Source organism: Spartobacteria bacterium UBA695 (genome assembly GCA_002298145.1).
Classification (GTDB): Bacteria; Verrucomicrobiota; Verrucomicrobiia; order Chthoniobacterales; family Chthoniobacteraceae; genus UBA695.
Genome location: DBMP01000025.1, coordinates 270,972 through 290,615 on the forward strand (window position 1 = coordinate 270,972; position 19,644 = coordinate 290,615).

Consider the following 19,644-nt stretch of genomic DNA (forward strand, 5'->3'; position numbering starts at 1 on the left):
ATTACTGGAAACACCGGCTTCTCCACAAACTCTATTCTTCCGATGCGCCATTTCCTTGCGATTCTCCGCGCTACCGCCCTCCTTTTAATCGGCCTGCTCCCGCAGCTTAGGGGTGCGGAACCGACCAGCGTTTTGAGCGGCGAGCCCGACTGGGCCGACCTTGCCCCTTACCAGAAAACCATCACTCGCGCCGAGTTCCTCAACCTCCTGGATACCATCTACGCCCCGGGCGGCGCATGGAAGGCCACGATCGACCTCGGCAAGACCAGCGCCCGCATCCACCCGCCGGAAAGCGCGGAGACCGACTTCCGCCTGGAGTTCGCCCCCTCGCCCGAGGCCGCTAGCCCCATCCCGCGCTACTGGAGCCCCCCGGGAGCTAAGAAAGCCCTCCCCGGCAGCCCGCTCGCCGGGTACACCATCGCCATCGACCCGGGCCACCTCGGCGGCAAATGGGCGAAGATGGAGGAGCGCTGGTTTAAAATCGGCGACGGCATCCCGGTAACCGAGGGCGACATGGCGCTCCTGACGGCCAGGCACCTCGCCCGACGGCTCACCGCGATGGGGGCCAAAGTCGTCCTAGTCCGTTCGTCCGCCGATCCCGTCACGAGCGACCGCCCGCGCACGCTGCGCACGGAGGCCCGCACGCTGCTGGCCCAGGCCGGGATTCCCGATCCCCACTTCGGCTATGACGGCCCGAACGACCCGGACAAATCGGCGTCGCTCCAGTGGCAAAGCGAGCTGCTTTTTTACCGGGTCAGCGAAATCCGCGCCCGGGCATGGAAGGTCAACCAGCGCATCCGGCCCGACCTGACGATCTGCCTCCACTACAACGCCGAGGCCTGGGGCGACCCGGCCACCCCGCAGCTCACCGACCACAACCACATGCACCTGCTCGTCAACGGCAACTACAGCGCCGAGGAGCTGGCCCTGGCGGACGTGCGCCACGAGATGCTCCTGCGGCTCCTCAACCGCAGCGCCTCGGTGGACCTGCCCCTTTCGGCCAAAGTGGCCGATTCGCTGGCCCGCGCCACCGGCCTGCCCCCCTTCGAATACCACGGCGGCAACGCAGCCCCGGCGGGGAGCCCCTACGTCTGGGCGCGCAACCTGCTGGCCAACCGTCTCTACCAAAGCCCGGTGGTCTACTGCGAACCGTATGTGATGAACAGCCAACCGGTATTCGACCGGGTGCAGCTGGGCGACTACAAAGGCACGAAGATCGTCGGGGGCGCCCCCCGCAAAAGCCTCTACCGCGAATACGCCGACGCCGTGGCCGAAGGCGTCGGAGCTTATTTCGCGGAAAAGGGGAAGTAGCCTACCGATTCACAAACGCCGCCTGCTGCGCGGCGTAGCGCGGCCCGGCCACGTGGGCGAAGGCCGTCTCCAGGGTGGCGATCTCCTCTGGGGTGAGCCGGATTTGCGCCGCGCCGAGGTTCTCCTCAAGGTACTTGCGCCGCTTGGTGCCGGGGATCGGAACAATATCCGGCCCTTTCTGCAAAATCCACGCCAGCGCGACCTGCGCGGGGAGGGCTCCCTTCGCCCGGGCCACTTCCTTGACCACCTCCGCCGCCTTCTGGTTGACCTCGAAGTTCTCCCCCTGGATGCGGGGATTGACGAAGCTGCGGGCGTCGTCCGGGCTGTAGTCCTCGGCCCGTTTGGCGGTACCGGTGAGGAAGCCGCGCCCAAGTGGACTGTAGGGCACAAGCCCGATGCCCAGCTCGTGCAACACGGGGAAAATCTCCGCCTCCAAATTCCGCTCCCAGAGGGAATACTCGCTCTGCAAGACGCTCACGGGGTGGGTCTTGTGGGCCCGGCGGATCACCTCGATGCCTGCTTCGGAGAGCCCGAAGTAGCGCACCTTCCCAGCGGCCACGAGTTCGCCCACCGTCCCGGCCACTTCCTCGATCGGCACGGCGGGATCGACGCGGTGCTGGTAGAGCAGGTCGATATAGTCCGTCTGCAACCGGCGCAGCGACTGATCGACCACCTCGCGGATGTGCTCCGGGCGGCTGTTGAGCCGGGTGGCCTTGCCGAACCCGGGCCCGGAGGCGATGTCGAAGCCGAATTTCGTCCCGATGACGACCTCCCCGCGCCGTCCTTTCAGCGCCCGGCCCAGGAGTTCCTCGTTGGTGAAGGGGCCGTAGTACTCGGCGGTGTCAAAGTAAGTGCACCCCAGCTCAATGGCCCGGTGGATGGTGGCAATCGACTCGGCATCGTCAGCCGGGCCGTAGGTGTGGCTCATGCCCATGCACCCGAGGCCGATTTCACCGACTTCGAGCCCCTGGCTGCCCAATTTACGTTTTGCTAACATTGGTGTCTCTTTCATTTCGGCAACCATAGAACCGGCACGCCCAAATTTCTCGCGAGGTCTTGCGCTTCCTAGCCCGATCTTGCGGAAATCCATTTTTATCAGGAATACAAATCAGATCCCCATGCCCCGAGGACACAGGAATCCACGCGGGATGAAATAGGGGGGGAATTCTATTCTCACGCAAAGGCGCAAAAAAGACAAAGACAAGCGTTTCCTATCTTTGCGGCTTTGCGGCTTTGCGGCTTTGCGTGAACCCTCTGCCTTTTCCCTGAGTTCCTGATAAAATTCAAGTGGGTTTCAGGGTTCTCAGCCGTTTTGCCGGAATTCCAGCGGCGTCATCCCGCTTTCGCGACGGAAAACCTTGGCGAAATGCCCCGGGCTGGCGTAGCCAACCTCCAGGCCGATCTCGATGACACTCCGGTCCGTCTCGCGCAAGAGGCGGCGCGCTTTGCCCATTCGCTCGCGGATGACATATTGCGAGGGTGAGAGGCCGGTGGTCTGCTTGAAAATGCGCGAAAAATGGAACGGGCTCAGCCCCGCCTCGCCCGCCATCTGGTCGAGCGAAATTGCCTCCTCCAGATGCGCCTCCACCCACGCCGTTACCTTGCGCAGAGTGAACGCGGGCAGGCCCAGGCGGCGGGGTTCCTCCTCGTCCCCGGGCAGCGAGTAGGTGCGGATCAGGTGCACCGCGATGGCTTGGGCAATCCCCTGGACAAAGAGCGGGCTGGCCGGGCCCCGGGCGGTCAGTTCGCCGCGAAGCTGCTCCAGGAGCGCCTCCAGAACGGGATCGCGCCCGCCGGAAATCTCGCGCAGCAAAGCGCTTTTCATGGCCCGGCCAAACACCTCCCGGTAAGCCCGGGCGAAGATCGGCAACCCGATAAAAACCCGCATCGAGCTGAACGGCTCCTCCCCGATCACCTTCCAGCGCACTTCGTAAGGCGTGCGCGAGGTGGTGATGAAAAATTCGTTTTCGTTGAGCGTGTAGGACCACCACTCGCCGCCCAAGTCCCGCTCGGCGAACTCGGCCCGGCCCGAGAGTTTCCAGAAAATCGCGGGCTCGGCCACGGCGGGAACGATGACGCTCTGTTCGCAATCGGTCAGCGTGTAGATCTCCACCAGCAGGTCCTTCCACGCCTCGCCGGTGCCGGATTGCACCACGCTCCCCGGACTGTGGCGGGAGAATTCCTCGGCACGAATCGGATCGGGTGGCAGCGCCATGGGTTAGCCTCCGATGAGCGTCGCCACGTGGGCGGCGACGGTCTTGATGTCCGGCGCGGCCAGCGGCTTGCCGGTCGCGGGCCCCTCGCGCAGTTCACGGGCTTGGAAGAGGGTGCGGTCTTTCAAAATCCAGGCTTCCGGACGGTACGGCCCGACCAGGCGCGGATCGCTCCAGGTGTGGATGGAGAGCAAATGGGGCGTCAACGCGGCGGCGATGTGCATCGGGCCGCTGTCCACGCTGACGACGAAGCGCGCGTGGCGGATGAGCCAGATCATCTCGGCGATGCTGGTGTGGTTGAGCAGGTTAACCAAGTTCTCCGGCATCGGGTCGGGCAGCGCGGCATCGGCCCGCCCCGCTAGCACAACCGGGCACGCGAGCGCTTTGGCGAAATCCCCCGCTTGCTCGGCGGTGAGCGATTTTCCCTTGCCGCGCGAGAACGGATGGAGCAGCACGTAGCTCCCCTCGGCCAGCTCAAACCCGGCGGGGCGGTTCCCCGGCGGCAGATTCCAGACGAGCGGTTCGGAGCGCCCGGCTCCCACCTTCGCCGCCAGCTTCAGGCAACGCTCCACAGCGTGTTCGCGCCCGACGTGGGCCACGTCGTCGTAAAAATACCGCGCCCCCTCGCGGGCATCGGAAAGCCCGGCGAGCCGCCCGCCCCGGGCAAAGCGGCCCATGACGGCGCTGCGCAGGAGCCCCTGGAAATCGAGTACCAAGTCGCTCCGGTGCCCGGCGCGCAATTTCCGCAGCCAGCGGAGCGTCTTGAGCGGCAAACCGCCAAGCTCGCGCCGGGGAAAAAGCACGACTTCGTCCACGTCGGGGTTCCCCTCCAGCAGCGGCGACCACTCGGGGTTAACCACCCAGGCCAGCCGGGCCGTAGGCCAGGCGCGCCGCACGAGCGACACCGCCGGTAGCGTGTGCACGATGTCTCCGAGCGAACTCGGCTTGATGACCAAAATGGATTCCGGTGCCACGGGATAATCTTGCGCCCCCCTTGCGCCTCTTTAGGCCCCCAGGGCGAGCCGGTCCGCAAGCCGCTGCGGCAGCCCGGCCTCCACCACCTTGTCCTGGGCGGTGTTGATGTCGTATTCCACCCGGCGCAGCTCGACCAGGTTCTTATCGGCGTGGAAGATGCAGTAGGAGGCGTGCCAGTCCCCGTCGCGCGGCTGCCCGACGCTGCCGCCGTTGATGAAATACTTCTTCCCCGGCTCGATCTGGAGCACGTCGAGCGGCACGGACCGGACGGACTCGTCCCGCACGTAGGCGCGCGGCGAATGGGTATGGCCGAAGAAGCAGAGGTTGGTGAACTGGTAGTTAAAGCTCGCGGCGGCGTCGAGCTGGTTAAAGACGTAGCCCCACTGGTGCGGGGTATCGAGCGTGGCGTGGACGATGGTGAAGTCCCTCACCTGCCGCACGAGCCGCAGCTTGGAGAGCCATGCTTTATCCTCCTCGGGCAGGTGGGCGCGGGTCCAGCGGATCGCCGTGTCGGCCAGGGGGTTGAAGTTCTCTTTGTTATCGTTGAGGTAAGCCTGCTCGTCGTGGTTGCCCATCACCACGGGGCAGCCCAGGTTGCGGATGACATCCACGCACTCGTGGGGGTTGGCGTTGTACCCCACGATATCGCCCAGACAGACGTGGTGCGTACAGCCGCAGTCCCGTGCATCGGCCAGTACGGCCTGCAGGGCTTCCAAATTGGAGTGAATATCGCCGAAGATTGCAAAACGCATGGGACCGGAAGGGGGAGGGGCTACTATGGGTTTTTTGTAGGGGGCTTGTAAACTCTTTGCTCGGGGGGGATGGCGAGTTTTTCTTCAACCGCCGCCAGCCGCTTGAGGAGTGTGGAGGTCCTTTCCACGGGACCCTCGCGGTAGAGCCCCAGGAGCAGTTCGTAGGCCTGGGCCTCGTAGCCGGGGCATTGCGCCAGCTCGTAGGCGGCGAAGCGCTTCTCATACCCCATGCAATCGGGGAACTGGGCCGCCTTGGTGTAGGCTTCGTAGGCGCCGTAATGGTCATGGAGCTTGGTCATGAGCACATGGCCCAGGCGGTTGTAGAGCACGAAGCGGTCGGGGTTGTTGCTGACGCCGTCTTCCAGGAACTCGCGGCCCAGCTGCATGTACTCCCGGGAGGCCTTGACGCGGAGCAGCTGTCGGGGCTGTTTTTCGTCCTGAAGCGCGGCGGCGGCGGCGTCATAAGCCATGTAGTAGGCGGCCATCTCCCAGTAGACGGTAACGCGCGGCTCCAGGGTGGTAATCTGTTTGTAGAGGAAATGGACCCGGCTCCACTGGGTATTCTCCCAGGCGTCGTTGGCCTGGAGCGCCAGGATATCGGCGATGACCCCTCGGAACCCGCTCAACGCCGCCAGGAAGGCCCCCTGCCCGATCTGTTCGCGCAGGGAGATATTCAGCTTCGCCCCGTGGAAAAACGCGGCGCGATGCGCTTCGCCGATCCGCTGTTCCAGAGGGAACTTCGCGGCTCCGAAAGCAAGGAGCAGGAGCAAGATGGCGGCGACCCGTTTCACAGTTCCTTTTTGGCGAAGGTAAAGTAAGCCACGCAGGTATACACCGCGATGTAGAGGAACCCGAGCCCGCAGGTGTGCAGGAAGATGGGCAGCGGGATGGCGTTACCGGCGACGATATCGTCGGTCAGGTTAAAGAGCTGGAGATCCGGGAAGAGCAGCGCGACCACGGCCACGGTAGCCTTGGCCACGAAGCCGCCCCCGCCGCTCAGGCAGTAATCCCGAGCCATCGGCACCAGGTGGCCGATCAGGTAGACGGCCACGGAGATCACCACGGTAAAGATGTACGAGCTGGCAAAGGTGGAGATAAAGAGCGTCAAGGCCGCGAAGATGGCCGCCTTCAGGTAGATGGCGATGATCCCGGCGACGAGCGCGCTGCTGAACGTGCCCGCGTAAACCCCTTTGAGCGCCTCGGCGAGCGCGGCCGGGTTGCCGCCCAGCTCATGCCGCAGCCCGGCGACGACGAATTGCTCCTTGGCAAAGAGGACCACGGAGAACATCGCCCCCATGATCACCGTGGAAACGGCCAGGAGCAGCAGCACGCCGCAGAGTTTCCCCAGCAGGTACTCGAACCGGGGCACGGGCTTGGCGAGAATGGTGTAAAGGGTGCGGTCCTCGATGTCCTTGGGCAGCAGCATGGCCGTGGCCAGCACGGAGAGCAGCCAGGTGAAGATCGACATGGCCCCGAGCGAGACGTCTTTGATGACCTGGAATTGCAGCTCGGGCCGGATGAAGTCCATGAAGCAGGAGCAGCCGATCAGGACGAGCGCGAAGACGATCAGGAAATAAAAGACCTTCTGCCGGATCAAATCGAGCAGCGTATTGGCGGCCAGGGCCCCGATGCGCACCAGGGAAAAAGCGCGGTGCCGGGCCAAGGAAGCGGCGGCGGGGGTGGAAAGGGTCGTGGGTGAGTCACTCATTTCGTCACCTCCAGGAAGAAGCGTTCCAGCGGGGCGTGGGGTTTACTTTTTTCAACCAAGCGCGCGCCACACGCCGCGGCCTCGGCCTCGAAGCGGGCCAGCAGCTCAGGCGAGGCGTTCTCGAAGATCAGCTGGGTCTGGTTTTCGATGGCCACGAGTTTGTCCAGCTCCCCTTCGCAGACGAGGCGGCCCTTGTGGAGAATGCCCACGCGGTCGCACACCTCCTGCACCTGGCCGAGCAGGTGGGAGCAGAGCAGCACGGTGATGCCCCGCGCCTTGAATTGCAAAATCAGGTCCCGGATATCGCGCGAACCGGCCGGGTCAACGCCCGCCGTCGGCTCGTCGAGCACCAGCAGGCGCGGCTCCTGGATGAGCGCCTGGGCCAGGCCGATGCGCTGGAGCATTCCCTTGGAAAAGCCCCCGAGGCGGCGGTGCTCGGCGTCCTCCAGCCCGACGACGGCGAGCAGCTCGTGCACGCGGTCCCGGAGGGCCTGCCCGCCCATGCCGCAGAGCCGCCCGTAGAAGCGGAGCGTCTCGCCCGCGGTCAGGAATTTGTAAAAATAGGGGTTCTCCGGCAGGTAGCCGACCTCCTCGTGGCTCTCCACGCGGGTCGAGTCGCGGCCAAAAATCCGCGTCGTGCCCGAGGTGGCGCTCACCAGGCCGAGCAGGATCTTCATCGTCGTGCTCTTGCCCGAACCGTTCGGCCCGAGGAGCCCGTAGACCTGCCCCGGCTCGACGGAAAGCGAGAGATCGTGGACGGCCACCACCCGCTCCCGCTTGAACGGGATGGGGTAGACCTTGGTTAAGTTCCGAATCGAAATGGCGGGTTCAGACATGGAAGTGAAAAAAGGATCGTCAAACCTGGAAGATAGCAGATTGCGCGCTTTTGGCTTCTTTTGCCTTCATTTTCCGAGAGCGAACCCGTGCCCCGGCAACAAAATGGGGATGCCGCCCTGCACGGGGTAGCCCACCCGGCCATCCTCGCGGACCAGTACGGCCTCAAGCGGCAAGGAGGGGTCCCACTGGGGCGCTGTGGCGGGGACAGAGAGCGCCCCCTCGCGGCGAAGCGCCTCCAGCCCGGCCAGCACTTCGGCAGAGGCCAGGGCCAGGCGCTGACCGCTCTCGGGGCAGCGCAGAAGTTCTAGAAACAGGGGAACCATGGTTAGGGGGAAAGCTTTATACGCCATCAGGCCGCCTCCCGGCAACCCCTTATGCACCAACAAAGCCCCCGTGGTTGAGCGCCTCGACGCCATCCCAGCGGCACGATCCGGCGATGGCCCGGGTGACGAACGCCTTGGCCTCGGCCACGGCCACCCGAAGCTCCAGCCCGCGCGCCAGCCCGGCGGCAATGGCGGCGGAAAGGGTGCAGCCGGTGCCGTGGGTGGAGACACCCGCGACGCGCTCGGCAGCAAAGACCTCCGACTCCCCGTTCGGGGTGACGAGGACATCCGCAGCCTCCCCCTTGAGGTGCCCGCCTTTGATCAAAAACGCGCAGCCGTACTGGCCGCTAAGCACCCGGCCCGCCTCGGTCATTTCCTTGAGCCCGGCCACGGGGCGCCCCAGGAGCGCGGTGGTCTCGGCCAGGTTGGGCGTTACCAGGCGCGCCAGCGGGAGGATGCGCTCCCGGACGCTCTCAGCCGCCGCCGGTTCCAGGAGCGGCGTGCCGCTGGTAGCGACCATTACGGGATCGACCACCAGGGCCTCGGGACGCACTTTCTCCAGCTCCCAGGCCACGGCCTCCACGATGCCCTGGGAATGGAGCATCCCCGTTTTTAGCGCCGCCACGGGGAAGGTCTCAAAGCACATCCGGATCTGCTCGGCCACCACCTCGGGCGGCAGCGTAGCGATGGAGCCGACCCGCCCGGGGACCTCCGCCACCACACAGGTCACGGCGGTCAGGCCATAGACGCCGAGCGCGGAGAACGTTTTCAAATCGGCCTGGGCCCCGGCTCCGGCACTGCAATCGGAACCAGCGATGGAAAGGGCGACGGGAATGGTCATGACGCGGCAACGTAGCGACCCGCCCCTCTCGCCGCAAGCCCCGCGAAAAATCTGCCGGGATTATCACTGGAAAACGCCCGGCTCCGAGTCCATATTGACGCGGATTTTAACCATGACATCCTTTCGTCAACTCGAGTCGCTCCGTGTCACACTCGACAAACTGGTGTACATGCCCAAGCTGGAGACCCCGGCGGAACGGCCCCACCCCTTTGCCTACTACCTGACGATTGAAAACCGTTCAGAGGAGACCGTCACCATCCGGGGCCGCAAATGGGTCGTCACCGACGAAAAGGGGAACCGGATCGTCATCGAGGGGGACGGCGTGGTGGGCAAAACGCCCCGCCTGGAGCCGGGCGACCATTTTTCCTATCACTCCTACCACGTCGTGGCGACCGACAGCGTGGCCGAGGGGGCGTTTTTCGGCTCCAGCGAATCGGGCGAGCCGGTGGCGACGCTCATTCCCCGCTTCGAGATGAAGATCCCCCGGGGACCAGAGTAACCCGCGCCTATTTTTGGGCGGAAATCTGGTCAAAGACCCCGCCGTCAGCAAAGTGGACATCCAGTGCCTGCTTCCAGCTTCCCGCGATCTCCTCGATGGTCAGCAGTTTGAGGGCGGGGAACTCGGCTTGGTGCTTTTGCAGCACCGCAGAGGAACGCGGCCGGAAGTGGTGCCGGGCGGCAATCTCCTGGCCTTCGTCGCTAAAGTGATACCGCAGGTATTCCTCGGCCAGCTTGCGGGTGCCGTGCCGGTCTACGACGGTATCGACCACCGCCACGGGCACCTCCGCGAGCACGCTCACCGAGGGCACGACGACCTCGAATTTATCCGCGCCCAGTTCGGCGATAGCCAGCTGGACTTCGTTCTCAAAGGTCAGAAGCACGTCGCCGATGCCCCGTTGTGCAAAGGTGGTCGTCGCCCCGCGCCCGCCAGTGTCCAGCACCGGGACGTTGGCAAAGAGCGCCTTCACGAATTCCCGTGCCTTGGTTTTATCGCCGCCGCCCGCCTGCAAGGCGTACCCCCAGGCGGCGAGGTAGCTGTAGCGGCCGTTGCCGGAGGTTTTGGGGTTCGGGATGATCACCTGCACGCCCTGGCGCACGAGGTCGGGCCAGTCTTTGATCCCCTTCGGGTTGCCCTTCCGCACGAGGAAGAAAATGGTGGAGGTAAACGGGGCGGCGTTGTCGGGGAGCTTTTGCGTCCAGTCTGCGGCGAGCAGTTTTTTGTCGGCGATGGCGTCGATGTCCGTGCTCTGGTTCATCGTGACGACATCCGCCTCCAGCCCGTCAATGACGGCCCGGGCCTGCTTGCTGGAGCCGCCGTGGGACTGGTTGATCGTCAGCGGGCCGCCGCCCTGGGCTTTCCAATGCGCCTCAAAGGCCGGGTTAAATTCCCGGTAAAACTCCCGCGTCACATCGTAGGAAACATTGAGCAAAGAGACGGGGGCCGCCGCTTCGCCGGGAGTCACCGCCAGAACCGCAAGCGCGGCGGCGAACAGAGCCGGAACAGCACGGCGCAACGGGCGCGCCACCAGATGGGAGCGAAAAGTAGTCATCGTGCGGATTATATATACCCATTGAGTAGGTAGTCTATAAGATTATTCGACGACACGCGGATTTTGAAAACACGAGGGCTTATGCCTCAGGCGTAAACTTTGCCAGCGGGACGACGAGATTGGCGGGCAGCGGCCTGACGCGTTCCAGGATGCGCGGGGCGACTGAGGCCCCGGTGGCGTAGGCCGCCGACATCATTTCGAGCTTGGCGTCGAGGTTATCGATGTGATGGAGGGCGATGGCCTCGGGCGTCTTGGGGAGCACGGGGGAGCCGAAGGCCATTTCGCCATGGTGCGCGGCGATTAAGTGGATCAAGTGATTGCGCACGTCCTCGCTGGAGGGCGTCAGCGCCGACCATCCCGCTGCCTCCTCGGAGGCGAAAATCTTGCGCCAGAGGGCGTTGATGACCTCAATCCCGATGGAAATATGGCCGATCAACTCGCCCCGCTCGTCATAGGGCATCGCGAACCCGCGCGGCTCGGGGCAGCATTCCCAGAGCTTGCCGCAATCGTGGAAAAAGACCCCGGAGAGGAGCAGATCGCGGTTAAGCTGGGGGTAGACCCCGGCCAAGGCGTCGGCGGCGCGGAGCATCTGGGCGACGTGCTCGACGAGGCCGCCCCGGCGGGCATGGTGATAGGTGCGCGCGGCGGCTGTGCGACGGAAGCGCTCGCCGAATTCCTCCAAAAACGTCCGGCAAATCGCATGCAGCCGGGGGTCGGCGATGCTCCCCAGGAGCGTGCGGATCGTTTCAAAATCCCGCGCTTGCTTTTCGCGCAACGAAGCGGGCCCGCCAAGGAGCAGCTCCACCTCGGTCTCCTCCAGGATGCGGCCCGTCCAGCGGCGCGCCTCGACCCCGAAGGCCGGATGCGCCGAGAATTCCCCCTCCACCTCGACAAACGCCCCCTGCGGCAAGCTCTCGCAGAAAGCGTAGGCCGGGGAATCGCTCCAGGCGCGCAGCGTTAGCTTCCCCTCGGCATCGGCGGCGGTCAGCTCCCAATAGGGCTTGCCGTCGCGGGTTTGCTTGGGCGTCACCGCGTCGGCCTGGGCGTGGAAGCTGGCCTCAACCCGGCTTTCCTGAGCCTGAGCCGCGCGTTTGATCTCGGGAATCGTAAGGAGCGTCATGGGAAGAGTGAATGTATCGCCGGATCGGCCCCATTTTCACAGATTATTTTTCTTCCAAGGCTGCGGCATCCGGCGTAACAAGGCGGTGGACTAACCGCATATCGCGTATGACGCTCACCCCACCGCATGGACGTTTTCTGGTTCGGATGCTTGGCCTGGCGCTGCTGAGTGCCCCGCTCCCGCTATTGGCGCAACAGATTAAAGTCGGTTCGGGTACCGACCTCGCTCTACCGCCCGGCTGGAAAGTCATTGAAAACCACCAGGATGGGACCCCCTCGGCGGCCTCATCGTGCCTCGACATCAAGGCTTCCGCACTACTGCTGACAGCCCGCCCGGACGATCCCCGCCGCCGCGTACTACTCTCGGTTTACCGCACCGCATTCCAGTCTCCCGGCCCCGCCCCGCTCGACGGAGAGCGCGGCATCCAGGCAGAAACCGAAAAGCTCCTCTGCTCAATGCTCAACCTCGGCTACAGCCCTACGGACGTCAAAACGAGGACGACCAATTCCTCCAAGGGCACCCGGATCGTGACGATCGAGATCACAGGCAAAGGCGCGGCGGGCGATGAGCGCATCTTTACCGAAGCCGCCGCCGGAGAAGCGGCCATTGTCCGGATTTCCCTATCGCGAGCCAAGGAAGACGGCACGACAGCCCAGGACCTCAGCGCGATCCTCAATTCGCTAACCGTCGGCGAGAAGCTGGTCGTCGCCAACAGCGCCGCCTTCGCACCCGGCACTCCGGGCTCACCCGCTCCCGCATCCCAGCCCGTCGGAGCCGTCCCGCCGACTTCGGCCCCCACCCCGGCCCAGTCCAGCGCCGAAACCGCAAAAATCGTCTCTGAATACTCCGACGCTCTCCTCATCGTGGAGGGCAAGGAGAGCACCGGGAGCGGCTTTGTTTGCACGATGGGAGGGAAGCCCTACGTCATATCCAATGCCCACGTCATCTGCTTCAGCCCCGGCTTCAAGCTCACCAACGTCAAGGGAGGCGGGCTCACCGTCGGAGCGGGCGGCGTCGCGGTGGGGCACGACATCGTACGGATGGAAGCCCAGAATCCGCCCAAGAGTTTCGAAGTACTGGAGAACATCGACACCAGCATCAAAATCGGCGACGAAGTCACCGTGCTCGGCAACGTCCGGGGAGCCATGGTGGTCAAGCCCGTGGATGGAAAAATCCAGGGGATTGGCCCGAACCTGATCGAAGTGGACGCCCCGTTCGAACCCGGCAACAGCGGCAGTCCCATCGTGCACAAGGCCACGGGGAAGGTCATCGGCATCGCCACCTACCTGCTCAAACGCGAGGTTAAGAACAACGGCGACACCGTGACCACCGACGTCCGGCGGTTCGGCTACCGGCTCGATTCCGTCAAAACCTGGGAGCCGATCAACTGGCAAGTCCTCTTTAACCAGGGAGCGACCGTGGGAAAGATCGAGAGCGTCAGCGACGATTTCATCCGGCTCTTTGACTCGAAAAGCAGCAGCCGCTTCGAACCGAGCTACTACAAATCGCCCGGGATGCAGCGGGTGATGCAATCATTCTCCGGGCGAGTAAAGGCCCACAACCGCCTGTCCGCAGGGGAGCAAAAAATGATCCTTCAGCAGTTCCTGGGAGACCTCCGCAGCGTCAGCAGGAACGATATTCCGAGCTTCGACATGCGAACCGGCTACGATTACTTCCGTCGCGTGATGGAGGAGCAAATCAGCTTCCGCGAACAGGTTTATAAAGACCTCTCCTTCCAGATCGAGCAGCGCTCGTCGAGCTGGTTCTAGGCTTCTGGCGGGAACCACGCCGCCAGCTCCCCGACGCTCAGCTCCTTCACCGTGTGCACGGCCCGGTCGGCCATGCCCAGTTCCTCGATCGGGTGAGTCGTGGCAATGGCGATCACGCGCATACCGCCCGCCCGCGCGGCTTCGATGCCCGCAAAGGCGTCCTCAAAAACCACGCAGCGCTCCGGCTTGCGCCCGATGCGCGCGGCTGCTTTCAGGAAGACCTCGGGGTTGGGCTTGCCGAGGGTCACGTCCTCGGCGGATACGATGGCGTCAAACAGCGGGCCGAAGCCGAGGCGGCCCAGGGCGGCATCCAGATTCGCGCGCGGCGTGGAGGAGCCGACGGCCCGGGGAACGCCCGCGTCGCGGAGCGCTTCGAGCCATTCGCGCACGCCAGGAAGCGGCTCCAGGGGCTCGGCGGCCATCAGTTCGCGGTAAAGCTCCTCCTTGCGGTTGCCCAGGCGCTCGATCTCCTTAGGCTCGGTGGCCCAGCGGTAGATCTCGGGGATGATGATCTGGTTTTTGCGCCCGAAACCGAGGACGAAATGGTTCTCGGGAAGCGGCAAGTGCTCCTCTTCGGCGAGCAGCTCCCAGGAGCGTTTATGATGGCGGGAGGAGTCGATAATGACGCCGTCCCAATCGAAAATAGCCCCCCAGGAACTGGTCATCGGATCTTCTGTGTTTTTAGGAAAGTGGCTGCCCGGCATAGATTCGAACTATGACTAGGTGAGTCAAAGTCACCTGTGCTACCCTTACACCACCGGGCAATCAACACCCCGGCGACGGATCGCCGGGGAGCGTCTTGATAGCCGTTTGGCTCTACGATTGCAAGCGGATGAGCAGATTTTTTCCAGTCATTTCCGCCGGGATCGGCAGATCGAGCATGGTAAGCAGCGTCGGAGCCACGTCGGCCAGGATGCCGTCGTTGAGCTTATACTGCGCGGCATCTGCGCCGACGTAGATCAGGTGAACCAAATTGGTCGTGTGGGCCGTGTTGGGCGAGCCGTCGGCGTTGCGCATCTGCTCGCAGTTGCCGTGGTCGGCGGTGATGAGGGCTTTGCCGCCGAGGCGGAGGATTTCGGCCACAACGTCTTTAACTGCGGTGTCGATGGTCTCGACGGCCTTGATGCCCGCCTCGATGAAGCCGGTGTGGCCCACCATGTCGGGGTTGGCGAAGTTGAGCACCACGAAGTCGTAGTTGTGCAGGTCGGCCACGACTTTCTTGGTGACCTCGGCCGCGCTCATGCGGGGCTCCAGGTCGTAGGTGGCGACTTTGGGCGATGGGACGATGACACGGTCCTCGTGAGCGAACGGGGCCTCGATGCCGCCGTTAAAGAAGTAGGTGACGTGCGGGTATTTCTCGGTCTCGGCGATGCGGAGCTGTTTCAGGCCCGCCTGGCTGACGACTTCGCCCAGGATGTTGGTCATTTCCTCGGGCCCGAAGACGCACGGACAGCCAAAGGTTTTGTCGTACTGGGTGAGGGTGACGAAGTGGACCTTGGGGGTGACTTCGCGGTCGAATCCCTTGAAATCAGGCCGCAGGAAGGCTTGGGAGATCTGCCGGGCGCGGTCGGCGCGGAAGTTGAAGAAGAAGACGACGTCGTCGTCATGAACGCGCTGCTCGTTGGCGTGGGAGAAGATCAGCGCGGGCAGGAATTCGTCGGTCTGGCCGTTGGCGTAGAGGTCGCTGACGGTCTCGGACGGGCTCAGAGTGGAGACGGTGCCGCGGCCCAGCACGATGGCGTCCCAGGCGAGCTTGTTGCGCTCCCAGCGGTTATCGCGGTCCATGGCGTAGTAGCGGCCGACGACGGTGGCGATATAGGCGCCGCTCGGTTTGAGCTCCTCGGCGAGCTTTTTGAGGTATTCCGCGCCGCCGGTGGGCGAGCAGTCGCGGCCGTCGGTGATGGCATGGACCATGATGTCGTCCACGCCCGCTTCCTTCGCGGCATTACAGAGCGCCACGAGGTGCTCCATGTGGCTGTGGACGCCGCCGTCGGAGACGAGGCCCAGGAAGTGGAGGCGCTTGCCCTTGGCCTGGGCAAAGGCGGTCTGGAGGACGGGGTTCTCCTGGAGCTTGCCCTCGGCCACGGCTTTGTTGATGCGGGTGAGGTCCTGGTAGACGACGCGGCCCGCGCCGAGGTTCAGGTGGCCCACCTCGGAGTTGCCCATCTGGCCTTCCGGCAGGCCCACGCTCAAGCCGCTGGCGCTGATTTTCGAGCCCGGGTAGCGAGCGTAAAGGTCGTTATGGAACGGGGTTTGGGCCAGGAGGGTCACATTGCCATCGGCCTCGGCGGAAGCCTTGCCATTCGGATTGATTCCCCAACCGTCGCGGATGATGAGCACTACAGGTTTAGACATATTTTTGCCTTAATTTCCCATACCCTCACCCCCTTTGGCAATGGCGGAATCTCGGGGGGCCGCGCTCTATGTGCAACGGGGCCGCGAGAAACACCGCAGAAAGCCCAGCAGGCAAACGCCGCCCATAAGCAGCATCGCTTGGGAGGGTTCCGGCACCAGGGCCAAGGTCACGTCATTGGAGTCGGGGCCTCCGCTGTAGTCCAGCTCGTAGAGTAAGCTGTCGACGACGAAGGTGTAAGCATCGCCGCCAACCGGCGTGAGCACGACCTGGGTCCCCGATACCGTTACAGCGCCGAACGTGCCGCTGATAAGGCCCACCCCGGTTTCATCAATCAGCGTGACGGGTAAGCTGGGGGTTAAAAAACTTAGCCCGGTAAGCGCCAGGGTGCCGGACAGCGACACCGAGCTGCTCGCCTTGACCTGGCCGACGCTTGTGGAGCTGGTGATGGCGGAGGCCAGCGTGGAGGTCTCGTCGAGCGTCATGGTGGTAAGGCTCAAGGCTTGCCCTGCGGTGGGCGCAACGGTCCCGCTATAGGCAAAGACATTCCCTACGGATCCGCTGCCTCCCAGGGTGGCCCCGGCTTCGACCCTCACGGTGCCGCTGGTGTAAAGCGAGCCGTTCACGTCCAGCTCGCCTGCGGAGACCTGGGTAAGGCCTCGGTAGGTGCTTGCGGCAGTGAGCACGGTGGTTCCCGAGCTCAGTTTGGTCACGGAGAGCTTACTGCCAGTCATTTTCGCCCCAAAGGTGTAAAGGTCGGTGTGGTTGAAATTGACCATCGCCGTGCCGTCTCCCCCAGTGATGGCCTCCGCGTTGACGGTCCCGGCACTCCCTCCCGTGCCGATGTTTACCGTCGCGTTGGCAGTGGAGTTCGTCGCCACGAGCAATTGTCCTTTCCCATCGCTGTGGGAGGTCACGGTTCCCGGCCCCGCAACCGTCAGGACCCCCGTGCCGGAGTTGCCGATGGTAATGTCGTTATCCGTAGACAGGCACGTTCCCCCCGTAATCACGGCAGAACCGCTGCTGCCTGCGGCGTTACCCAGGTACATGTTCTTCACCGAGAGAAGGCCGGAGCTGATCAGCACGCTTCCCGAACCCCCGCTGGAGGTCCCCACCCGTAACAAGGCCGCCGTTCCGTTGGTCACGGTAATGGCACCGCCGTTGTTAAGAATCGCCGTACTCGATGCCACCGGCACCCCTCCATCCCAGTTCCCGGAGTCTTCCCAGTTACCGGAGGTTGCCGTCCACGTTGAAGTAGCCGCATGGCCCAACGTTGCCAAGGCGAGAAAGGCCAACCCCATAAGGCCCTCCATAAGAGTTCCTTTGATTGCTTTCATTTGGCTGGAATTCGCCACCCCTCCAGCTCTCGGACTCGGAAACTTGGGGCCCCCCCTCTGCTGCCCCCCGCGCGATTTTCCCATCCCCCCTTTTGGCAATGGCGGATTCGCTCGGTGCCCGGAATGGCAATCAGTCGAACTTGTGCCGGGGCGGCTGGCGCAGAACCTTTCGCCAAAACGGGGAGTAGTAGGGGTTGCCGCGAATGGCCGCGGCCCGGCGTAAGAGATCCTCCGCTTCCCGGCTCCGGCCGGTGTGCTGATAAATTTCCGCCAGGGTTTCCAGGCCCATGGCCACTCCGATATAGCGCGGGCCTTTGGTTTTCTCCTCCAGCTCCACGCAACGCACTTGGCACGCCTCGGACTCCGCGTACATACCCCGCCGGAAGTACGTCCGCCCCAGGTGATAGAGCGAACCGGCGACTTCGTAGCTGTTCGCGCCGTGAAGGGCGGTGTTGATCGCCACTTCCTTTTTGGCGATGGCCTCCGCGTCGGAATAGCGTTTTTGGAACTCGTAAAGCACCCGGATCCCCTCCAAATGAGGCAGGATATTTTCGCTATGGCGCCCTTCGTGTTTCTCAAGCCAGGCGATTTTCCGGCCTTCCGTCTCGATTACCTCGGCGTAACGGCAGGGTTCAACCGTCCCGACAGAGCAGGAATGGGCCCAGTCGTCGGCGGTCATATGGCGCTCGAAAAGCTTTCTTCTCGCCCGCTCTTCCTCCGGATCGTAAAAGCGCATCCAACCCCTGTCGTGATTTGGGCAGTCGATGTTATTCACATGGTGCTCATAATACTGAATCAAGCCGCAATTGGTGCAGACATACTTGTAATCAGCATCAGCGTTGAGCGCGGCTGAAAAGAAAACGGCGACGCCAAGGATCGCCAAAACAGTGCGGCTCGAACATCTTAAGAGGTAACGGGGCATTCCATGTTCCATGGGCGCGAGCTTATGGAGCCCCCGCTACGGATGCAAGGCAAAGACTGCCGCCAAGATGATCGGATCAATCCAGAAAAACCCGAATCCGGAATCGCCTTTGGAAAAGCAAATGGACCCGGAAAATAAGCCCCCGGTAATTTTTGCCGTAGATTTCCATGCAAAGAAAGGGTCGTTTCGGGTTGAAACCCTGCCTGGGTCCCTTATGTTGACTTGAACGATGAAGAGCGAAGACGATTTCCAGTACGCCGTCGAGAACACGAAAGTAATCGTGGCCCCGGATCGGCGTATCGCGACCTTCGGCAGCACCAGCTTCCGCTTCCACCTCGTCAGTGAATTGCTCGACCGGGTGAACGTGGTGCGCGTGCGCGACGGCCGGATCGAGGCCGATCAGCCCCGCATCGTTTCCCCGCAGAATTTTTCCAAGGTTCTCCTGGAGGGTTTTGGGGAAAAGGCCCGCCGGTACGCCGATTCGCTTGAAGAGCACAAGCTGACATTCCTCAAATACGGCTTCCAGTTCCGCAAGGGGGACGTGATCGAGGAGGTCGTTCATGGAGCCCTTCCCGAGGTCATCGAGCGCATCCAGGGCCGCATCAACCCGGCAGAGGAGCCGCTCACGGCCATTATCGAGGGGGTGGACGATGCCTGGGAGGTGTGTCTTTTAAAATTCACGGTTGACCTGGTGCAACAGTCCGCTGGCGGCAATGTGAACGATTTCCGCCGCAGGGGGCTGTTGTAGAGCGCGCGATGAGACTGGGCTGTATCTTCAAGACCCTGACGATCCTGGGGCTGAGCACGGCGGTTTTCGGTTCCGCCGGGTGGTTCGGCTACCAGTTGATTGTCAAGCCGCAGCAGGCACCTCCCGGAGAGCTGGCCGCGGGGAAGTCCGCGCCGCCGCCGGACCCGAGCCTACCCGATTTCGAGAAAACGATGAAGGTGGCCAGCGGCCGCGATTTGGTGAAAACCCGCGACGCGCTGGAGCGGTTTATCGAGAATTACCCGTTTTCGACCAAGCTGGATGAGACGCGCAAGGCGCTCGGCAAGGTGAATAGCGACATTTTTTTCTCAACGGTGGATTCGCCAGACAAGGTCCGTTACGAGATTCGCTCAGGCGATGCCCTGGGGAAGATCGAGCGGAAGCTCAAGACGACGGGGGAGCTGATTATGCGCTGCAATAATCTGGATGACCCGCGACGCCTGCGCATCGGCCAGGTGTTGCTGGTGACTCCGGCGGATTTTTCGGTGACGGTGGACCGCAAGACGCGGGTGGTGACGCTGTTTAATCAGGGGAAGTTTTTCCGCGAGTACGCCGCGCAAAGCTGGAATGTCCCGGCGCCAAAGAAGGGGACGGAGAAGCAGCCGATCGCGGCGAAGGTGACGCGGAAGATGGCTTGGCGCGACGGGAATCCGGTGAATTTCCCGGCCAAGGAGTATATGGGCAGCGACCGCTGGGTGGAGACGAGCGCCAAGGGGTATGCGTTTTTTACAGAGGGGGGCCAGAAGCCGGTCTACGGCATCGGAATCGCTCCGGATGAAATGGAGGAGATTTCGACGCTCCTCAAGCAAGGCGTGCCCGTCAACATTAAGTAGGATTTAGCCGCAAAAAGGCAGAGGGCTCACGCAA

General features: G+C 63.3%; 20 protein-coding genes and 1 tRNA gene. 5 read left to right on the forward strand and 16 right to left on the reverse strand.

What is annotated here, in order from left to right; translation table 11 throughout:
- Nucleotides 1–42: 42 nt before the first annotated feature.
- Complete coding sequence (locus B2828_RS15130) at nt 43–1,311, forward strand: hypothetical protein (protein ID WP_479634606.1); 1,269 nt, start codon at nt 43–45, stop codon at nt 1,309–1,311.
- Nucleotide 1,312: 1 nt separating this feature from the next.
- On the opposite strand, the gene B2828_RS15135 is transcribed toward B2828_RS15130, so the two are convergent.
- From B2828_RS15135 to thiD, 9 genes are all read right to left on the reverse strand, one after another.
- A complete protein-coding gene (locus tag B2828_RS15135) occupies nt 1,313–2,308 on the reverse strand; it encodes an aldo/keto reductase (RefSeq protein ID WP_479634607.1) in 996 nt (331 codons plus the stop codon).
- A 306-nt stretch (nt 2,309–2,614) separates the two neighbouring features.
- On the reverse strand, nt 2,615–3,526 hold the full coding sequence (locus B2828_RS15140) for a helix-turn-helix domain-containing protein (protein WP_479634608.1): 912 nt from the start codon (nt 3,524–3,526) through the stop codon (nt 2,615–2,617).
- Between the two features lie 3 nt (nt 3,527–3,529).
- On the reverse strand, nt 3,530–4,498 hold the full coding sequence (locus tag B2828_RS15145; protein ID WP_479634609.1) for a glycosyltransferase family 9 protein: 969 nt from the start codon (nt 4,496–4,498) through the stop codon (nt 3,530–3,532).
- Nucleotides 4,499–4,528: 30 nt separating this feature from the next.
- Nucleotides 4,529–5,251, reverse strand: coding sequence for a metallophosphoesterase family protein (locus B2828_RS15150; RefSeq protein WP_479634610.1), 723 nt, complete (start codon nt 5,249–5,251; stop codon nt 4,529–4,531).
- 23 nt (nt 5,252–5,274) lie between these two features.
- Nucleotides 5,275–6,042, reverse strand: coding sequence for a hypothetical protein (locus B2828_RS15155; protein WP_479634611.1), 768 nt, complete (start codon nt 6,040–6,042; stop codon nt 5,275–5,277).
- Nucleotides 6,039–6,959: an ABC transporter permease gene (locus B2828_RS15160; RefSeq protein WP_479634612.1), complete on the reverse strand. Its 921-nt coding sequence runs from the start codon at nt 6,957–6,959 to the stop codon at nt 6,039–6,041. The genes B2828_RS15155 and B2828_RS15160 overlap by 4 nt, the downstream gene beginning before the upstream one ends.
- Nucleotides 6,956–7,795: an ABC transporter ATP-binding protein gene (locus B2828_RS15165; RefSeq protein WP_479634613.1), complete on the reverse strand. Its 840-nt coding sequence runs from the start codon at nt 7,793–7,795 to the stop codon at nt 6,956–6,958. Before B2828_RS15165 ends, B2828_RS15160 begins: the two co-directional genes overlap by 4 nt.
- 66 nt (nt 7,796–7,861) lie before the next feature.
- Nucleotides 7,862–8,119 carry a hypothetical protein gene (locus tag B2828_RS15170; RefSeq protein ID WP_479634614.1) on the reverse strand — a complete coding sequence of 86 codons (258 nt, stop codon included), beginning with the start codon at nt 8,117–8,119 and terminating at the stop codon, nt 7,862–7,864.
- Between the two features lie 49 nt (nt 8,120–8,168).
- Nucleotides 8,169–8,960 carry a bifunctional hydroxymethylpyrimidine kinase/phosphomethylpyrimidine kinase gene (gene thiD, locus B2828_RS15175; RefSeq protein WP_479634615.1) on the reverse strand — a complete coding sequence of 264 codons (792 nt, stop codon included), beginning with the start codon at nt 8,958–8,960 and terminating at the stop codon, nt 8,169–8,171.
- Here thiD and B2828_RS15180 point away from each other — a divergent pair.
- The gene (locus B2828_RS15180; protein WP_479634616.1) at nt 8,959–9,459 is read left to right on the forward strand and encodes a Co(2+)/Mg(2+) efflux protein ApaG; all 501 of its coding nucleotides are present in this window, start codon (nt 8,959–8,961) and stop codon (nt 9,457–9,459) included. The genes thiD and B2828_RS15180 overlap by 2 nt on opposite strands.
- A gap of 7 nt (nt 9,460–9,466) precedes the next feature.
- On the opposite strand, the gene B2828_RS15185 is transcribed toward B2828_RS15180, so the two are convergent.
- Both B2828_RS15185 and B2828_RS15190 read right to left on the reverse strand, forming a co-directional pair.
- On the reverse strand, nt 9,467–10,510 hold the full coding sequence (locus B2828_RS15185; RefSeq protein ID WP_479634617.1) for a sulfate ABC transporter substrate-binding protein: 1,044 nt from the start codon (nt 10,508–10,510) through the stop codon (nt 9,467–9,469).
- A 79-nt stretch (nt 10,511–10,589) separates the two neighbouring features.
- Nucleotides 10,590–11,630 (reverse strand): HD domain-containing protein, encoded by a 1,041-nt coding sequence (locus B2828_RS15190; protein WP_479634618.1) that lies wholly within the window; start codon nt 11,628–11,630, stop codon nt 10,590–10,592.
- Nucleotides 11,631–11,737: 107 nt separating this feature from the next.
- Here B2828_RS15190 and B2828_RS15195 point away from each other — a divergent pair, with 107 nt between their 5' ends.
- Nucleotides 11,738–13,399 (forward strand): S1 family peptidase, encoded by a 1,662-nt coding sequence (locus B2828_RS15195; protein ID WP_479634619.1) that lies wholly within the window; start codon nt 11,738–11,740, stop codon nt 13,397–13,399.
- On the opposite strand, the gene B2828_RS15200 is transcribed toward B2828_RS15195, so the two are convergent.
- The 5 genes from B2828_RS15200 to B2828_RS15220 all read right to left on the reverse strand — a co-directional run bounded on the left by B2828_RS15200 (nt 13,396) and on the right by B2828_RS15220 (nt 18,011).
- Complete coding sequence (locus B2828_RS15200; RefSeq protein ID WP_479634620.1) at nt 13,396–14,064, reverse strand: HAD family hydrolase; 669 nt, start codon at nt 14,062–14,064, stop codon at nt 13,396–13,398. The two genes, B2828_RS15195 and B2828_RS15200, sit on opposite strands and share 4 nt — an antisense overlap.
- A 25-nt stretch (nt 14,065–14,089) precedes the next feature.
- A tRNA-Gln gene (locus tag B2828_RS15205) sits at nt 14,090–14,163 on the reverse strand.
- Between the two features lie 52 nt (nt 14,164–14,215).
- Nucleotides 14,216–15,754, reverse strand: coding sequence for a 2,3-bisphosphoglycerate-independent phosphoglycerate mutase (gene gpmI / locus B2828_RS15210; RefSeq protein ID WP_479634621.1), 1,539 nt, complete (start codon nt 15,752–15,754; stop codon nt 14,216–14,218).
- Between the two features lie 66 nt (nt 15,755–15,820).
- Complete coding sequence (locus B2828_RS15215; RefSeq protein WP_479634622.1) at nt 15,821–17,089, reverse strand: autotransporter-associated beta strand repeat-containing protein; 1,269 nt, start codon at nt 17,087–17,089, stop codon at nt 15,821–15,823.
- Nucleotides 17,090–17,219: 130 nt separating this feature from the next.
- Complete coding sequence (locus B2828_RS15220) at nt 17,220–18,011, reverse strand: tetratricopeptide repeat protein (protein ID WP_479634623.1); 792 nt, start codon at nt 18,009–18,011, stop codon at nt 17,220–17,222.
- Nucleotides 18,012–18,240: 229 nt separating this feature from the next.
- On the opposite strand from B2828_RS15220, the gene B2828_RS15225 reads away from it, so the two are divergent.
- Together B2828_RS15225 and B2828_RS15230 are read left to right on the forward strand one after the other, a co-directional pair.
- Entirely contained in the window at nt 18,241–18,759 is a 519-nt protein-coding gene (locus B2828_RS15225) for a hypothetical protein (RefSeq protein ID WP_479634624.1), read from the forward strand.
- Between the two features lie 8 nt (nt 18,760–18,767).
- Nucleotides 18,768–19,610 (forward strand): LysM peptidoglycan-binding domain-containing protein, encoded by an 843-nt coding sequence (locus tag B2828_RS15230; protein WP_479634625.1) that lies wholly within the window; start codon nt 18,768–18,770, stop codon nt 19,608–19,610.
- Nucleotides 19,611–19,644: the final 34 nt, after the last annotated feature.

Excerpts from the sequence above, each read along its gene's own strand:
- B2828_RS15200 (WP_479634620.1), bottom strand. The coding sequence starts at position 14,064 with ATGACCAGTTCCTGGGGGGCTATTTTCGATTGGGACGGCGTCATTATC.
- B2828_RS15225 (WP_479634624.1), top strand. The coding sequence starts at position 18,241 with ATGAAGAGCGAAGACGATTTCCAGTACGCCGTCGAGAACACGAAAGTA.
- B2828_RS15160 (WP_479634612.1), bottom strand. The coding sequence starts at position 6,959 with ATGAGTGACTCACCCACGACCCTTTCCACCCCCGCCGCCGCTTCCTTG.
- B2828_RS15195 (WP_479634619.1), top strand. The coding sequence starts at position 11,738 with ATGACGCTCACCCCACCGCATGGACGTTTTCTGGTTCGGATGCTTGGC.
- B2828_RS15130 (WP_479634606.1), top strand. The coding sequence starts at position 43 with ATGCGCCATTTCCTTGCGATTCTCCGCGCTACCGCCCTCCTTTTAATC.
- B2828_RS15135 (WP_479634607.1), bottom strand. The coding sequence starts at position 2,308 with ATGTTAGCAAAACGTAAATTGGGCAGCCAGGGGCTCGAAGTCGGTGAA.
- B2828_RS15185 (WP_479634617.1), bottom strand. The coding sequence starts at position 10,510 with ATGACTACTTTTCGCTCCCATCTGGTGGCGCGCCCGTTGCGCCGTGCT.
- B2828_RS15170 (WP_479634614.1), bottom strand. The coding sequence starts at position 8,119 with ATGGTTCCCCTGTTTCTAGAACTTCTGCGCTGCCCCGAGAGCGGTCAG.
- B2828_RS15215 (WP_479634622.1), bottom strand. The coding sequence starts at position 17,089 with ATGAAAGCAATCAAAGGAACTCTTATGGAGGGCCTTATGGGGTTGGCC.
- B2828_RS15150 (WP_479634610.1), bottom strand. The coding sequence starts at position 5,251 with ATGCGTTTTGCAATCTTCGGCGATATTCACTCCAATTTGGAAGCCCTG.
- thiD (WP_479634615.1), bottom strand. The coding sequence starts at position 8,960 with ATGACCATTCCCGTCGCCCTTTCCATCGCTGGTTCCGATTGCAGTGCC.
- B2828_RS15230 (WP_479634625.1), top strand. The coding sequence starts at position 18,768 with ATGAGACTGGGCTGTATCTTCAAGACCCTGACGATCCTGGGGCTGAGC.
- B2828_RS15220 (WP_479634623.1), bottom strand. The coding sequence starts at position 18,011 with ATGCCCCGTTACCTCTTAAGATGTTCGAGCCGCACTGTTTTGGCGATC.
- B2828_RS15190 (WP_479634618.1), bottom strand. The coding sequence starts at position 11,630 with ATGACGCTCCTTACGATTCCCGAGATCAAACGCGCGGCTCAGGCTCAG.
- B2828_RS15165 (WP_479634613.1), bottom strand. The coding sequence starts at position 7,795 with ATGTCTGAACCCGCCATTTCGATTCGGAACTTAACCAAGGTCTACCCC.
- gpmI (WP_479634621.1), bottom strand. The coding sequence starts at position 15,754 with ATGTCTAAACCTGTAGTGCTCATCATCCGCGACGGTTGGGGAATCAAT.
- B2828_RS15140 (WP_479634608.1), bottom strand. The coding sequence starts at position 3,526 with ATGGCGCTGCCACCCGATCCGATTCGTGCCGAGGAATTCTCCCGCCAC.
- B2828_RS15180 (WP_479634616.1), top strand. The coding sequence starts at position 8,959 with ATGACGCGGCAACGTAGCGACCCGCCCCTCTCGCCGCAAGCCCCGCGA.